The organism is Paraburkholderia tropica, assembly GCF_900109265.1.
GTDB lineage: Bacteria > Pseudomonadota > Gammaproteobacteria > Burkholderiales > Burkholderiaceae > Paraburkholderia > Paraburkholderia tropica.
In genome coordinates, this window is record NZ_FNZM01000012.1 from 40,855 (window position 1) to 56,665 (window position 15,811).

The 15,811-nt window shown below is 68.3% G+C and carries 12 protein-coding genes; 1 reads left to right on the plus strand and 11 read right to left on the minus strand.

Going from position 1 to position 15,811, the window contains the following annotated elements:
• Nucleotides 1–220: 220 nt before the first annotated feature.
• The 11 genes from BMY06_RS20670 to aroQ all read right to left on the minus strand — a co-directional run bounded on the left by BMY06_RS20670 (nt 221) and on the right by aroQ (nt 13,474).
• Entirely contained in the window at nt 221–1,336 is a 1,116-nt protein-coding gene (locus BMY06_RS20670) for a diguanylate cyclase (RefSeq protein WP_080180480.1), read from the minus strand.
• A 64-nt stretch (nt 1,337–1,400) separates the two neighbouring features.
• A complete protein-coding gene (gene cheB, locus BMY06_RS20675) occupies nt 1,401–2,429 on the minus strand; it encodes a chemotaxis response regulator protein-glutamate methylesterase (protein WP_074984900.1) in 1,029 nt (342 codons plus the stop codon).
• The gene (locus BMY06_RS20680) at nt 2,429–4,816 is read right to left on the minus strand and encodes a hybrid sensor histidine kinase/response regulator (protein WP_074984901.1); all 2,388 of its coding nucleotides are present in this window, start codon (nt 4,814–4,816) and stop codon (nt 2,429–2,431) included. The genes cheB and BMY06_RS20680 overlap by 1 nt, the downstream gene beginning before the upstream one ends.
• Nucleotides 4,813–5,550, minus strand: coding sequence for a chemotaxis protein CheW (locus BMY06_RS20685; RefSeq protein ID WP_244144316.1), 738 nt, complete (start codon nt 5,548–5,550; stop codon nt 4,813–4,815). The genes BMY06_RS20680 and BMY06_RS20685 overlap by 4 nt, the downstream gene beginning before the upstream one ends.
• Nucleotides 5,543–7,240 carry a CheR family methyltransferase gene (locus BMY06_RS40205; protein WP_074984903.1) on the minus strand — a complete coding sequence of 566 codons (1,698 nt, stop codon included), beginning with the start codon at nt 7,238–7,240 and terminating at the stop codon, nt 5,543–5,545. The genes BMY06_RS20685 and BMY06_RS40205 overlap by 8 nt, the downstream gene beginning before the upstream one ends.
• A complete protein-coding gene (locus BMY06_RS20695; protein WP_065063514.1) occupies nt 7,237–7,764 on the minus strand; it encodes a chemotaxis protein CheW in 528 nt (175 codons plus the stop codon). Before BMY06_RS20695 ends, BMY06_RS40205 begins: the two co-directional genes overlap by 4 nt.
• A gap of 46 nt (nt 7,765–7,810) precedes the next feature.
• Complete coding sequence (locus BMY06_RS20700) at nt 7,811–9,484, minus strand: methyl-accepting chemotaxis protein (protein WP_065063512.1); 1,674 nt, start codon at nt 9,482–9,484, stop codon at nt 7,811–7,813.
• 284 nt (nt 9,485–9,768) lie between these two features.
• Nucleotides 9,769–10,443 carry a TetR/AcrR family transcriptional regulator gene (locus BMY06_RS20705; protein ID WP_065063510.1) on the minus strand — a complete coding sequence of 225 codons (675 nt, stop codon included), beginning with the start codon at nt 10,441–10,443 and terminating at the stop codon, nt 9,769–9,771.
• 245 nt (nt 10,444–10,688) lie between these two features.
• On the minus strand, nt 10,689–12,071 hold the full coding sequence (locus tag BMY06_RS20710; RefSeq protein WP_074984904.1) for an MFS transporter: 1,383 nt from the start codon (nt 12,069–12,071) through the stop codon (nt 10,689–10,691).
• A gap of 42 nt (nt 12,072–12,113) precedes the next feature.
• A complete protein-coding gene (locus BMY06_RS20715; protein WP_080180479.1) occupies nt 12,114–13,010 on the minus strand; it encodes a shikimate dehydrogenase in 897 nt (298 codons plus the stop codon).
• Nucleotides 13,007–13,474, minus strand: a complete 468-nt coding sequence (aroQ, locus tag BMY06_RS20720) for a type II 3-dehydroquinate dehydratase (RefSeq protein ID WP_065063506.1) — start codon at nt 13,472–13,474, stop codon at nt 13,007–13,009. Before aroQ ends, BMY06_RS20715 begins: the two co-directional genes overlap by 4 nt.
• Before the next feature lie 345 nt (nt 13,475–13,819).
• On the opposite strand from aroQ, the gene BMY06_RS20725 reads away from it, so the two are divergent.
• Entirely contained in the window at nt 13,820–15,721 is a 1,902-nt protein-coding gene (locus BMY06_RS20725) for a bifunctional sugar phosphate isomerase/epimerase/4-hydroxyphenylpyruvate dioxygenase family protein (RefSeq protein ID WP_065063577.1), read from the plus strand.
• Nucleotides 15,722–15,811: the final 90 nt, after the last annotated feature.

Genomic DNA, 15,811 nt, shown 5'->3' on the forward strand with positions numbered 1-15,811 from the left:
TATGTTTAAAGCGGGAATGCCGTCTGCTCGACCTTGTCCGATATATTGCCGGGCCTGCGCCGCACAGTTTGGCTGTCAGGCAGCGCGATCATCGAGTCACGAAATCGCTGCGCAAGTGCGCCATAACCTGAAAAAAGAAAAAGCCCGCTCGAAGCGGGCTTTTTTTCTTAAGACCGTTGCCGACGCAACCAGTCAAGGCACAACGACGCACATCAACGCATCAATTCCGCCCCGACACACCCGTCGAAAACTCCACGCGGTTGCGCCCTTCTCGCTTGGCGCGATAGAGCGCGGCGTCGGCTTCCTCGATCAGCGCGGTTTCGGCGATGCCCACCGTCGGCGTCAACGTCGCTACGCCCACGCTGATCGTCAGATGCTCGCTCACCTTCGAGCCGACGTGCGGCAGTTGCAGCGCGGCCACGTCGCGGCGCATCTTCTCCGCGAGCATGCGCGCGAACACGCTGCCCGCGCCCGGCAGCACCACGGCGAACTCCTCGCCGCCAAAACGCGCCACCAGATCGCGCGGCTGCTTCACCTCGCGGCGGATCGTCGTGGCGACCGAGCGCAGCACGTTGTCGCCGGCCACGTGGCCGTAGGTGTCGTTATAAGGCTTGAAGTAATCGACGTCGATCATCAGCAGCGACATCTCGGTGCTCTCGCGCTGCGCGCGACGCCATTCCGCGCCGAGAAATTCGTCGAGATAGCGGCGATTCGACAGCCCCGTCAAGCCATCCGAATGCGTGAGACGGCGCAATTCCAGATTCGCCTTCAGCAGTTCCTGCTGCGAGCGGCGCAGCGCGCGGTACGCCTCGTCGCGCTGGAGCATGTTCACATAGGAGCGCGAGTGATACTTGATGCGCGCGATCAGTTCGATGCTGTCCGGCAGCTTCACGAGGTAATCGTTCGCGCCCGCCGCGAACGCCGCGCTCTTGATCGCGGGTTCTTCCTTGGTCGACAGCACGATGATCGGCACGTCGCGCGTGGCGTCGTTGGCGCGATAGGCGCGCACGAGCGTGAGGCCGTCGGTGCCCGGCATCACGAGGTCCTGCAGGATCACCGTGGGCCGCACTTCCCCGGCCATGCGCACGGCCTGCTCCGGATGCGCGCAGTAATGGAAGTCGATCTCGCGCTCGGCGGACAGCGCGCGCCGCACGGCCTCGGCGACGATCGCCTGGTCGTCGACGAGCAGCACCATCATCGGCACGTCCGCGTTCGGCAACGGCTGTTCGAGCGCGGTGCGCACGGCCTCCAGCGCCCGTTCGAGCGAAGCCTCGTCGGGGCCGCCATCGGCAAGTGCGGGCTCGGCTCCGGGTGTCAGATTCGGCTTCTCGGTCATGATTTCGGTCGCATGATGTGGGTCGGATCGAAGCTCGGTACGTGCTTCGACCCGGTTCCTCTCGTTACTCGGGTCGCCCCGCGCCGGGCAGTCCGACGCGTTGGCAAAGTTCGGCGGCAATCACGGGCAGCGGCAAAATCGCGCGCGCGGCATCGAGCGCGGCGGCGGCCTTCGGCATGCCGTAGACGGCGCTCGTCGCGGCGTCCTGCGAGATCGTGTAATAGCCCTTCGCACGCATGGCCTTCAGGCCGATCGCGCCGTCGCGGCCCATGCCGGTCAGCAGCACGCCGATGGCCGTGCCGCGCCAGTGCTCGACCACGCTGTGAAAGAACGTGTCGACGGAAGGCCGGTACGGCGTGTCCGCCGGCTCGCGGGTGTAAGCGAGCTTGCCGGCGGCCGTCATGCACAGATGGTCGTTGGTGGCCGCGAGCAGCGCCTCGCCGGGCGTGGGCCGGTCGCCTTCCTTGGCGACGCGCACCTTCAGCGCGGCCTGGCCGTCGAGCCAGTCGGCCATTCCCGCCGCGAACGACTGATCGACGTGCTGCACGATCACGATCCCGGCGTTGAAGCTGGCCGGCAGCGCGCCCAGCACGGTGGCGAGCGCCGTGGGGCCGCCCGCCGATGCGCCGATCGCCACCAGCGGCGTGCGCGCGTCGGTGGCGATCGCGCTGGCGCCCTGGGTGCGCGCGACGTCGCTCACCACGTTCACGCGGCCGATCTGTTCGATCTTCGCGAGCAGCAGATCCATCGTGCGGCGCGCATCGGGGCCCGCGAGCGTGGGCGTGTCGACGGCGTCGAGCGCACCCGCGCCCATCGCCTCGTAGACGCGCCAGGCGTTCGCGCCAACGCTGCTCGTGACGATCAGGATGGGGCACGGCGAGCGCGCCATGATGCGCCGCGTGGCTTCCACGCCGTCGAGCCTGGGCATGACGAGATCCATCAGGATCACGTCGGGCGGCTGCGCGGCGCAGAAGTCCACCGCCTGTTCGCCGTCCTGCGCCACCCATAGCACACGATGCCCCGGCCGCCTGGCGATGGCGTGACGCAACGCCTCCACGGCCAGCGGCATGTCGTTCGCGATGCCGATATTCATCAGGTCGCCTCTCCGATCAGATCGTTCACGGCGTCGAGCAGCGCCTCGTCGTGGAAGCTGCCCTTGGTCAGGTAATAGTCGGCGCCCGCGTCCAGGCCGCGCCGGCGGTCGTCCTCGCGATCCTTGTACGAGACGATCATCACCGGCACCGCGCGCTGCTGCGGATCGCTGCGGATCATCGTGACGAGTTCGATGCCGTCCATGCGCGGCATGTCCACGTCGGTGATCACCAGATCGAACTGGCCCGTGCGCAAGGTGTTCCAGCCGTCCATGCCGTCCACCGCCACGGTCACGGCGTAGCCGCGCTTTTCGAGCAGCTTGCGCTCCAGCTCGCGCACGGTCAACGAATCTTCCACGACCAGAATGCGCTTGCGTTCGCGCGCCGTGGTCTGCGCGCCGCGCGCGACGCCCGCGAGCTGTCCTTCGCGCACCAGCCGACCGACCGACGCGACGATATCCTCGACGTCGACGATCAGCGCCACCGTGCCGTCTTCGAGCAGCGACGCGGCCGCCACGTTGCGCACCTTGCCCAGACGCGCGTCGAGCGGTTGCACGGCGAGCGTGCGCTCGCCCGCGAAGGCGTCGACGGCCACGCCGTAGAGCGCGGCTTCGTGGCCCGCGTCGTCGCCGACCAGCACCACGCTCACGTCGTCGGCGTCCGCTGCGGGCACGCCGCGCCCGTCGGCGCCAAGCAACTGGCGCGCGGTCACGAGGCCCACGGGCCGCCCTTCGTAGGCGATGTGCTGCTGGCCTTCGAGCATTTCGATCGCGCTGCGCGGCACGCGCAAGGCGCGCCGCACGTGCGCGAGCGGGAACGCATAGGCCTCGCCCGCGACATCGACGATCAGGCTGCGCATGACCGAAAGCGTGAGCGGCAATTGCAGCACGAAACGCGTGCCGCGCCCCGCCGTGCTTTCGATGCGCACCGTGCCGTGCACGGCCTTGGCGAAATTCTGCACGGCGTCGAGACCCACGCCGCGCCCGGACACGTCGGTGACGCGCTCGCGCATCGTGAAGCCCGGCAGCAGCAGGAAGTCGAGCAGTTCCGGCTCGGACATGAGGGCCACGGCGTCGGCCTGCGCGAGACCGCGCGCGACGATGGCGCGTTTGAGCGCGTCGAGATCGACGCCCGCGCCGTCGTCGGCCACGGCGATCAGCAGCTTGCCCGCGCTGTGGCGCGCTTCGAGCGTAAGGCGCGCTTCCTCGGGCTTGCCCGCCCTCAGCCGCGCGACAGGATCTTCGATGCCGTGATCGAGCGCGTTGCGCAGCAGGTGGCCGAGCGGCGCATCGAGCATTTCGAGGATGTCGCGGTCGACCTGGGTCGATTCGCCATCGACGACGAAACGTACGCGCTTGCCGAGCGAACGCGCCAGATCGCGCACCATGCGCGGCCAGGCGTGGGCCGCGTCGCCGAACGGGCGCATGCGGCATTGCAGGGCTTCGTCGTAGAGGCGCTGCGCGAGCTGGGTGCCGCGCCGGTCGATGCGGTCGAGGTCGTCGAAACGTTCGGCGAGTTGGCGTTCGAGCGCGCCCAGCGCCGCACGCACGTCGGCGAGCGAGGCGCGCGCGTCGGCGTCGAGCGTGTCGCCGTGGCGTTCGTGGAACTGGCCGAGCGCCGCCAGCACGCCGCTCTGCGCGCGGCGCACGCGCAGCAGGCCGTCGGCGAACGGACGAATGCGGCGCGACTCCACCAGCGACTCGCCCGCGAGCCCGAGCAAACGGTCGAGCGTGCCCGCGCGCACGCGCAGCATGCGGTGGCTTTCGTGCGGCGTGCCGGGCGTTGCGGTTTCGGGCGGCGTTGGCGTCGGTGCTGGCGTTGGCGGTGCTGCGGGCGGTTCGTCCGCTTGCGGCGATTGTGGCGATTGTGACGGCTGCGACGATTGCAGCGCCGCGATGCTCGCGGCCAGCAGCGCTTCCGCGTCGTTGGGCGTTTCCGCTTGCGCCGAGGCCCGCGGCTCCGGCTGCACCTGCGCCGCGCCCACGAGCCGCGTCACGAAGGCCTCGACCGCGTCGCGCGCCAGCGGCGGCGCATTCGGATCACCGGCCGCGAGCAGCATGTCGATGCCGACCAGCAGTGCATCGATATGCGCCGCGCCGATCGTCAGCAGGCCGTGCTGGGCCGCGACGAAACAGTCCTCCATCGCGCTCGCCACCTCGACCGCCTCGGGCAGCCCGACGATGCGCGCCGCGCCCTTGAGCGAGTGCGTCGCGCGCATGCAGGCTTCGAGCGTGGACGCCTCCGTGGGCGCCGCTTCGAGCGCGAGGAGACCGGCGGACAGCGTGCGCGTCTGCGTCTGCGCTTCCTCGTGAAAGAGGTCGAGCAGCGAGCGCCGGCTCAGGTCGTCGGCGCTGTCGTTATCGTCGTGGTCGCCGTGCTGGCTGCTCATCGCAGACTCCTCGCAAGCGCGCCGAACAGCGCATCGGGTTCGAGCACGCCCACCGAACGGCCGCGCCAGACGAACACGCCGCGCACGTGGCGGCCCGCCGCCTGCGCGAGCGTGGCCGGCGCGGGCAGCAGTTCGTCGTCGCCGAACCAGGCGACGCCGTCCACATCGTCGACGGGAAACGCCGTTGTCTCGCCGCCCCACTCCGTCACCAGCAGGCGCGGCGTGGCCACGCGCACCGAGGCGGATGCAACGGTCGCGACAGCATCGATATGCAGCAACTCGGCCAGCGACGCCGCGAGCGTGAGCACGCCGCGCACGTTCACGACGCCGAGCACGGCCGCGCTGCGCCGGTGCGGCAGCGAATGCACGGGCCGCGACTCGCCCACGTAGCGCAGCGCCTGCGCGGGCAGCGCGAGCCATTCCGCGCCGACGCGAAACACCAGCGAACCGGTCTGTCGCGCGTTGCTGCGCACCGCATGATTATTTCGCGATCCTGATAATTCGGCATGCCGATTATTGTCTCGCGGATCACGAAGATCGCGCACCTCACGCGGCGCCGGACGATCGAGCATGCGTGCGGCGGCCTGCTCGAACACGGGACAGTTGAGGCAGCGCACGTATTCGGCGAGCCTGGGACACGAGTTGTCGCCGAGCACGCCGATGCTTTTCCAGCAGGCGTCGAACGGCACGTCCTGCGGCGCGCTCAGTTCGTCCATCGCATGCGCGTCACGCATCGGCGCCTCCTCGGTCCGGCGCACGCTGCGCGGCGCGTTCGGCGCGGCGCATCAGGCGGCGCGCGCCCTCGGCGTCGCCCTGCACTTCGAGCAGCGCCGCGAGATGCGTGAGCGCTTCGTAATGACCGGGTTCCAGATAAACCGCCTTGCGATAGTGTTCCTGGGCGAGCGCGCCGTTACCTTGCGCGTCGGCGATCAGGCCGAGCAGATACCACGTCGGCGCGTCGTGCGGCGCGGCCTGCGCGGCCTGGGTCGCGAGGCGCTGCGCATCGTCGAGCGCGCCCGCGTCGGCGAGACGCCGCGCTTCGCGCAGCGCGGCATCGGGCGTCGGCGCGCTCGGCTGCGTGCGCGTCGAGAGCGCGGTGAACGGCGCGAGCGGCGCGGTGTTCTGCGTGGGCGTCACGCCAGGCGAGAAGCCGTTGAGCGGCGCGCCTGCGCGGGCGGAAAACGCCGCCGCCGGCGCACTCGCCGCCCCCGGCACCACGCCGACGAAACCGGCCGCGCGCGCGGGCGGCGCGGCATGCAGCGGACGCAGCGCAGCAGGCGGCACCGCGCCGGGCGCGCTCGCCACCGGCGCACGCGCGTTCGCCGTCACGCTGGCGCCCGGCAGACAGCCCACCGCCAGCGACGACGCCAGCGCCTGCGGCCCGGCGGCCTCGCCATCGGCGCGCGCGGCCTCGGGCACGCGAAAACCGAATGCGAGCGGGATATACGCCGACTGGAATTCGTGGCGCATCATCAGCCCGGTCTCGGCGGGACCGACGAAGATCATGCCGCCGTCGGCGAGACGCCCGCGCAGCAGACCGATCGCGCGGTCCTGCGCGGCGCGGTCGAAGTAGATCAGCACGTTGCGGCAGAAGATGAAGTCGTAACGCACCGGATGCGCCGCGAGCCACTCGAACAGATTCGCGCGCTCGAAATGCACGGCGCGGCGCACCGTATCGGCCAGCCGCCAGCCGTCCGGCCCGGCGTGAAAATAGCGTTCGCGAAACGACAGCGCGTCGCCGCGAAACGCGTTGCGGCCATACACGGCGCGCGCGGCGGCTTCGATCGACGCGGCGCTGATGTCGAGTGCGTCGATGCCGAACTGCGCGTGCGAGAGCCCGGCGTCGAGCAGCGCCATCGCCGCCGAATACGGTTCCTCGCCCGTCGAACACGGCACGCTGAGCACGCGCAGCACTTCGCCCGGATGCTTCGTCAGATGCTCGGCGCCGATGCGCGCGAGCGCCGTGAAGGCTTCGCGCTCGCGGAAAAACCAGGTTTCGGGCACGACCAGCGCGTCGATGAGCGCCTGGCGTTCGGCGGGCGCGGTCGTCAGGTAGGTCCAGTAGGCGTCGCGGACCTTGTCGGGCAGCGCGAGGCCGCCTTCCCATTGCGCCGGAACCGGCGGCTGCACGGGCGCGGCGTGAGCATGACCGTGATGCGAGGCGCGATGGGAATCGTGATGGGCGTTGTGATGCCCGTGGTGATGCACGCTGCGATGGCCGCCGTGGTGCGAAGCATGGCCGTGCGCCGATGCGTTGCCACCCTCGCCACCCTCGCCACCCTCGCTGGCCGCCAGCATCGCCGCGATCATCGCCGCCGCGCGCGACGCCACCGCGCGCGCCAGCGCGTGCGCGCCGAGCGATTCGGCTTCGATGCCGGTTTCTTCGAGCAGCCAGGCGGAAAAGCGCGGATCGACGGTCTTCATGGCGCACGCCCGTCAGTGGCCGCGCGCCGCCACGAAGGCGGATCGGGGAACAGCAGCGCGCGTACGCGCGCGTCGAGCAACTGATCGACCTTCACCCATTGCACGAAACCGTGCGCGTCGCTGGCCACGGGTCCGAGCCAGCGCGCCTCGGGCGTGGCGATGCCGCCTTCGGCGAAGGCGTCGGCGGCGAGGGTCTGCGTGCGCGTCGCGCTTTCGAGCAGCAGCGCGAGGCAGCGCGACGGCGTATCGATGTCGGCTGAAGCGCCGCCCGATGTATCGACGCCCGACGCCCCGTCGTTCACCAGCACGAGCCGCGTCGACATCAGCGCGCGCGACGGCCGCCCGAGCGCGAGCCTCGCCAGATCGACGACCGGCACCGGCGCGCCGTCGTGATCGATCACGCCCGCGATATACGGCGGCGTGCCCGCGAACGCGCGCACCGGCTGCAACGGCAACACGCGCACGATTTCGCGCGCGTCGAGCGCGTAGCGTTCGCCATCCAGCTCGAAGACCAGAAAGAGCATCGCGGCTCCGTTCAGCGGCGCGTCATCATGGGCGTCGTCATCCGCGTCACGCCTCGATCCTGAAGCGCGACACGCCCGTGCGCAGTTCGTTGGCCACGAGCGTCAGATTGTCGATGGCCTGCGACGACTGGCGCAGCGACTCCGCCGTCTGCTGCGCCGCCTCGGAAAGCTGGATCAGCGCCTGGGTAATCTGCTCGGCGCTGGTCGCCTGCGCCTGCATGCCGTCGTTGACCACCTGGAAGCGCGGCGCGAGCGTCTGCACCGCGCCGATGATCTGCGAAAGCTGCCCGCCCACCAGTTGCACGTCGTGCATGCCGCGGCGCACTTCCTCCGCGAACTTGTCCATGCCCATCACGCCCGCCGAGACCGCCGACTGGATCTCCTTGACGGTCTGCTCGATGTCGTAGGTCGCCACCGCGGTCTGGTCGGCCAGTCGCCGGATCTCGGTCGCCACCACGGCGAAGCCGCGGCCGTATTCGCCGGCCTTCTCGGCTTCGATCGCCGCGTTCAGCGACAGCAGATTGGTCTGATCCGCGACCTTGGTGATGGTCGCCACCACCTGGTTGATGCTGACGGCCTTCTCGTTGAGGATCGCGAGCTTGGCGTTCACCGAGCCCGCCGCTTCCATCACGCTGCGCATGGTGTCTTCCATGTGCGTGAGGCCGCTCTGGCTCGTGGTGGCGAGCGAAGCCGACTGCTCGGCCACGGTCGCCACCTCGCCCATCGTGCGCACGAGGTCGCGCGCCGTGGCGAAAATCTCGCGCGAGGTCGCGCCGATCTCGGTCGTGGTGGCCGCCGTCTCGCTCGCGGTCGCCTGCTGCTCCTTCGAGGTCGCGGCCACTTCGGCCACCGAGGTCGTCACCTGCAGCGACGACTTCTGCGCCTGCGCCACGAGGCTCGCGAGTTCGTCGCTCATGCGGTTGAAACCGTCTTCGAGCACGCCGAATTCGTCCTTGCGTCCCAGCTCCAGACGCTGCGAAAGATTGCCCATGCGCATCGCATCGTGGACTTCGACGAGCCGCCCCATCGGCCGCGTAATCGCGCGATAGAGCAGATAGCCGGTCGCGAGCGAGGCCAGCAGCACGACGCCGAGCGCCGTGGCGAGCGTGATTTCCGTGCCGGTCACCGAACTGCGGATCGCGCGCGCGGACTCGTCGGCGCGCCGGCGGTTTTCGTCGACGACTACGTTGGCCGCGTCGATCACTTCGCGCCAGCTCGCGTCGAGCTGCACGAAGGCGCCTTGCGCGGCGGCGCGCTGCGCGGGCAGTTGGCGCGCGATGGCCATCAATTGCGGCAGATAGCGGCCGTACGCATCGCGAAAGCGCTGAAAGCGCGCGCGGTCGTCGGCGTCGTACATCGAGGCCTCGTAGTGCGCCGCGTCCTGCTGGGCCTGGTTGACGGCAACCGGCAGTTGCGCGAGGACGCGCGCCACGGCGGCCGGATCGGTTTCCACGAAGACGGCGCGCTCGACCAGCGCGTAGGTCTGATTGGCGGCGGCACGCATCGAGGTGGAGTAGAACAGGCCCGGCACGGAATCGTGCGACAGGCTGAGGGCTTCGTCGTCGATGGCGCGCAGGCGGTCCCACGAGAGGGCGGCCGTGGCGAGCATCAGCACGAACAGCAAGCCGAAACTCACGACGATGCGCGTCCCGAGTGTGTAGCGACCGTGGGTCTGGCGCGGCAGGCCGGCTGAGCCGGAACGGGGCATGGCTGTGCTCATTACGCTTGGGCTTTTCCGGTTGGCGGCGGGAGGCGGCGTTTGCCGTCCGCGCAAGGTGCGCGAGCGCACAGACGCCCCGGCGAAGGCCCGTCACACGGGCTTCCGGGGCGTAGTGTAATGCGTTTGAGCACTTTTATGCGATGAGGACACTACCTGACGAGGCGGCGCGGCAACGCTGAGCGCGTTTTTCGATATAGCAGCAAAGCGCGGCGGGCACGCTCGCTCGGCTCGTCCGGGCTGACATCGCCTTCGGGTGTGCGCCGCGACGGGCTTGAAACGCTTGCTTAATCCGTTTTGCGCACGAAGCGCGCGACCGCGTCCACGACCATTTCGCGATGACGCGCGCGCAGGCGCGGATGCGACGGATCGCGGCCGAACGCGGCGCCGAACGTGTGGCGGTTGCCCACGCGATGAAAGCACATCGAGCTGATCAGCAAGTGCAGGTCGATCGGGTCGATATCGGTGCGGAACACGCCGGCCGCCACGCCGCGCGCGAGCAGATCCTCGATCGTGCGGATCACGCTGGCGTTACGCGTGCGGAACGTCTTGAGCCGCTCGATGTACTTCGCGCCGTGGATGTTTTCGATCGTCACGAGGCGCACGAAGTCGCGATGGCGGTCGTGGTAGTCGAAGGTGAATTCGACGAGGCGCTTGAGGCCTTCCTCGGGATCGAGTTCGTCGATATGCAGGTCCTGTTCGAGCGCACGGATGTCGCCGTAGACCTTGTCGAGCACCGCTTCGTACAGCCCTTCCTTGCTGCCGAAGTAGTAATACAGCATGCGCTTCGTGGTGTTCGTGCGCTCGGCGATCGCGTCCACGCGCGCGCCCGACAGCCCCATCGCCGAAAACTCGGCGGTCGCCACTTCCAGAATGTTGCGCTTGGTTTGCTCCGGATCGTACTTGCGCCGGCTTTCGGATTGAGCGTCGTTGCGTTCGGCCGAAGCCGCCGGTCTTGCCATATCGTTGTTGTGGACCGCAGGGAGGGAGGGATGCGGCCGATTCTAGCATGGCGGGCGCCGCGTCCCGCGAGGCCGGGCCAAGCCGGCCGGTGTTCCGCAGGCCGTCTGGAGCAGGCGCGCGGCGCGCGGATTGCAGCGGCCTTGCAGCGGTATTTCGCCGATCTTGCCGCCGCGTTGCAGCGCGCTTTCGGCGCGGCTTCATCGAGGTTTCATTGACGCCTCGACGAAGCCGCGCACCAGACCGATCACACCAGCTCGATCCGCTTGATATCGCCGACGATGAAGATATACGACGCCGCCCCGATCAGCGCGATCACGCCGATAAACACCAGCGCCCAGACGAACGAGCCCGTCACGCCCACGATCAGCCCAACCACCAGCGGCGTGATGATGCCCGCGAGGTTGGCCGCCAGGTTGAAGATGCCGCCCGTCAGGCCCAGCATGCCGGCCGGCGCGATGTCGGAGACCAGCGTCCAGCCCAGCGCCGCCATGCCCTGCGCGAAGAACGCGATCGAGAGGATCACGATCACCGTCACGTTGCTTTCGACGAAGTTCGCCAGAATGATCGTCGAAGCCAGCAGCAGCCCGGCGATGATCGGCAGCTTGCGCGCCACGTTGGCCGAGTAGCCGCGGCGCAGCATCCAGTCGGAGAACGTGCCGCCGAACATCACGCCGATCGAGGCGGCGATGAACGGCATGATCGCGAAGAAGCCGATCTTGAGCCAGCCCATGTGGCGCTCGGTGGCGAGATAGGTCGGGAACCACGTCAAGAAGAACACGAGCGTGGAGTTGCCCGCGAACTGGCCGAGGCAGATGCCCGCGAGCTGACGGCGGCGCACCAGTTGGCCCGCGAGACGCCAGTCGAAGCCCTTCTTCGCGCTCTTGTCGCCCGCCTGTTCGGCGGCGGCCTCTTCCTTCGCAGCCTTGCGTTCGTGCTTCGCCAGGCCGCCGCCCGCCTCGATGTAATCGAGTTCGGCGCGGTTGGCCGCCGGGTGCTCGTGCGGCTCGCGATACAGGAACCACCAGACGAAGCCGAAGCCGATGCCCGCCGCACCCACCACGTAGAACAGCGAGCGCCAGCCGTAGGCGCCCATCAGCGCGAACAGAAACGGGCTGAAGAACGCGAGGCCGATGTACTCGCCCACGGTGTAGGTGCCGGTCGCGAACGCGCGTTCGTGCTGCGGGAACCAGGTCGCCACCACGCGGCTATTGGTCGGAAAGCACGGCGATTCGGCCGCACCCAGCCCGAGCCGGCAGGCGAACAGCGCGCCCACGCTGCCGACGAAACCCTGGATCAGCGTGCAGGTCGACCACAAGGTCATCGCGAGAAAGTACGTGAGCTTGCTGCCGAAGCGGTCGAGAAACACGCCGCCCGGAATCTGCGCGACCACGTAGCTCCACGAGAACGCCGAGAACACGAGGCCCATCAGCGCCGCATTGATGCCCAGTTCCTTGGTCAGTTGCGGCGCCGCGATACCCAGCACGGTGCGGTCCAGGTAGTTGATCATGGTGCCGACGGCGAGCAGGCCGAGGATGCGATAGCGCGCTTTCGAGCGCCGTACTGCGCCTGCGGCGGACGTCGAGGAAAGCGTCGGCGCGTCGCGGCCCGTGGATACGGGAGGTGCCATGTCTGTCTCCATTCCTGTTAATGGCCGGATTGGCCCGGCTTGTTATTGGCCGGCGCCCTGGGCTGCGCCCGGTGCCAGCATCGACTGCAAATGCGCGTACATGCGCTCCGCGTCCGGCTCGACGCCGGTAAAGAGGCGGAAAGCGTCCACGGCCTGATAGACCGCCATGCCGCCGCCGCTGAGCGTGCGGCAGCCGCGTGCCTCGGCGGCTTCGAGCAGCGCCGTGCGGATCGGGAAATAGACGATGTCGGCCACCCACAGGCCCGCGTGCAGATACTCGGCGGGCAGCGGCAGCCCCGGCAGCTTGGCCATGCCGGTCGGCGTGCAGTGGATCAGGCCGGTGGCCGCCGCGAGCGTCGCTTCGAGCGAACCGCCCGCGCTCACGCGCGCCTGCGGGAAGCGCGCCTGCAGTTCGGCGGCGAGCGAGTCGGCGCGCGTGGCGTCGACGTCGAACAGCGTGAGCGCGCGTGCGCCCATTTGCAGCGCCGCGTGCGCGACCGCCGCGCCCGCGCCGCCTGCGCCCAGTTGCACCACCGATTCGAGCGACACGTCGGGCAGGCCGCGCCTGAAGGCGCTCGCGAAGCCCGACCAGTCGGTGTTGTGGCCGATGCGCTTGCCGTCGCGCAGCAGCACCGTGTTGACGGCGCCCAGCGCGCGGGCGTCGTCCGAGAGTTCGTCGAGCAGCTCGATCACCGCCTGCTTGCAGGGATAGGTGATGTTCAGGCCGTCGAAGCCCATGCGCTCGGCGGCGAGCAGCAGCTCGGGCAGCGCGGCGGGCGTGAGTTCGAGCGCGTCAAGATCGATGCGACGGTAGACGTAGTTGAAACCGAGTTCGCGCCCTTCTTTCTCGTGCATCGCGGGCGTGAGCGAGCCGCCGATGCCCTTGCCGATCAGGCCGCAAAGGAACGAGCGCGGTTTGTTGCTGTCGTGCTGGCTCATTGCGTCACCTGCTTCGCGAATTTCGTGGTCAACAAGGTCTGCATGCGTTCGAGCGCGAGCACGTAGCCCTGCGTGCCGCAACCGACGATGATCGCTTCGGCGATCGGCGAGACGAACGAGTGGTGCCGGAAGGCCTCGCGTTTGTGAACGTTGGAAATATGGACCTCGATCACGGGCTTGGCGATGGCGGACAGCGCATCGGCGATCGCCACCGACGTATGCGTATAGGCCGCCGGATTGATGACGATGCCGTCGACGCGCGTGCGCGCCTCGTGCAGCCAGTCGATCAGCTGATGCTCGGCGTTCGACTGCCGAAAATCGACTTCGAGATGAAGGCGGGCCGCCGCGTCATGGCACATCCGCGCCACGTCGTCGAGGGTTTCCGCCCCGTATATCGCGGGTTCCCGCGTTCCCAGCAGATTCAGATTCGGCCCGTTCAGGACCAGTACCGACGGCAATTGCATCACACACTCCACAACAGCGCACAACAACGGTTTGGCAAGCGCGGAATCTTCGGTCGAAATTCGCTGCGGTTGATTCTCAACACAAGACGGCGCCTAATAACATTCTTGAGATTGATTGGCCGCATGGCATCCCACGCATGGCCGCCAGTGTGCCGCGCGCGCGCCCCGGGGTCACCCTGGGGTTTCCGCGAATTTGTACTAACTGGTTAGTTTGGTTATTCTTGCGACACTCCGGCGGGCATCTGTATCCGCACCGCCGGCCCGGGTCGTACGGCTCATACCGGTTACAGTTATTGCTGCATTTACGCCATGTCCAAGCTGCCCCACGCCTCCGCTCCCGCGCCCCTGCGCCGCTCGATCGCGACTGTTTCGATTAGCGGCACGCTCGCGGAGAAGCTCGCCGCCATCAGTGCCGCGGGCTTCACGGCGGTGGAAATCTTCGAAAACGACCTGCTCTATTTCGAAGGCTCGCCCGCCGACGTGCGCCGCATGGCCGCCGATCTGGGCCTCGATATCGTGCTGTACCAGCCGTTCCGCGACTTCGAGGGCGTGAGCGCCGAGCGCCTCGCGCGCAACGTCGAGCGCGTCAAGCGCAAGTTCGACGTAATGCACGAACTGGGTACGGACCGCATGCTGGTCTGCAGCAACGTCTCGCCCGACACGATCACCGACGACGCGCTCGTCGCCGAACAGCTCGGCGCGCTGGCGAAGGCGGCCGGCGAAGCGGGCGTGGTGACCTGTTATGAAGCGCTCGCATGGGGCCGTCACGTGCGGACCTACCGCCATGCGTGGCAGCTCGTGAATACGGTGAATCATCCGAATCTCACGCTCGCGCTCGACAGTTTCCACACGCTTTCGCTCGACGATACGCCCGACGCCATCGCGCAGATTCCCGGCGGCCGCATCGGCTTCGTGCAGATCGCGGACGCGCCCAAAATGCAGATGGACGTGCTCGAATGGAGCCGCCATTACCGCTGCTTCCCGGGTCAGGGCGACTTCGCGCTCGCCGATTTCACGGCGCAAGTGGTGAAAAGCGGCTACACCGGTCCGCTTTCGCTCGAGATCTTCAACGACGGCTTTCGCGGCGCGCCGCCCGCGGCCACGGCCGCCGACGGCCATCGTTCGCTGCTGCTGCTCGAAGCGCTCACGCGCGACACGCTGGAAGCCGAACACGACACCGCGCATGCCGCGCCGCTCTATCATCCGCCTGCTGCGCCCACGCACACGGAGTGGCAATTCCTCGAATTCGCCGTGAACGATACGGCGCGCGCGCAGGTCGCCGACTGGCTCGGCAAGCTGCATTTCCGCCGCGCGGGCCAGCATCGCTCGAAGAACGTCACGCTTTATCAGCACGGCTCGGCGGCCATCGTGCTGAACGCCGAGCGCGATTCGTTCGCCGACGCCTTTTTCCAGCGCCACGGTCTCTCGCTGTGCGCCTCCGCGCTGCGCGTGGACAACGCGCAACTGGCGCTCGAACGCGCCGCCGGTTTCGGCTATCAGCCGTTCTCGGGCCGCGTCGGGCCGAACGAGCGCGTGGTGCCCGCCGTGCAGGGTCCGGACGGCAGTCTTAACTATTTCGTTAACGAAGAACCGGGTCAGCCGACGCTGTTCGAAGCCGACTTCGTGCTCACCGATGTGGACGGTCCGACCGAAGTCGGCCCGATCAGCGGCATCGATCACGTGAGTCTTTCGCTGCCCGCCGGTTCGTTCGACGCGTGGGTGCTGTTCCTCAAATCGGTGTTCGGTTTGCAGGCCAGCGCGCCTGTGATGCTGCCCGATCCGTATGGTCTCGTGCGCAGCCGCGCCCTGTTCAGCGCCGATCGCGGCCTGCGCATGGTGCTCAACGCGTCGGTCGATCAGCACACGGCGGCTGCCGAAACCGTGCGCGCGTATCACGGCAGCGGCCTGAGTCACGTGGCTTTCACGACCGCCGACATCTTCCGCGCGGTGACGGAATTCGAAGCGGCGGGCGTGCCGCTGCTGCGCGTGCCCGCGAACTATTACGACGATCTCGACGCGCGCTTCGCGCTGCGCGGCGATTTCCTCGACGCATTGCGTCAACACAATCTGCTCTACGATCGCGACGAACGCGGCGGCGAATTCCTGCACGCCTACACGGAGACGCTCGACCAGCGCTTCTTCCTCGAACTCGTGGAACGGCGCGGCGGCTACGACGGCTATGGCGCGCCGAACGCGGCCGTGCGTCTCGCCGCGCAGGCGCGTCAGCGTGCGCAGTCGCAGAAGTAATCAACGAAGCATCGAAGCACAAGCACAGTACGCAACACCGGCGCGGCACTTGCCGCGCCCACTTCTCGCACAGAACTTATAAGTGCTCGA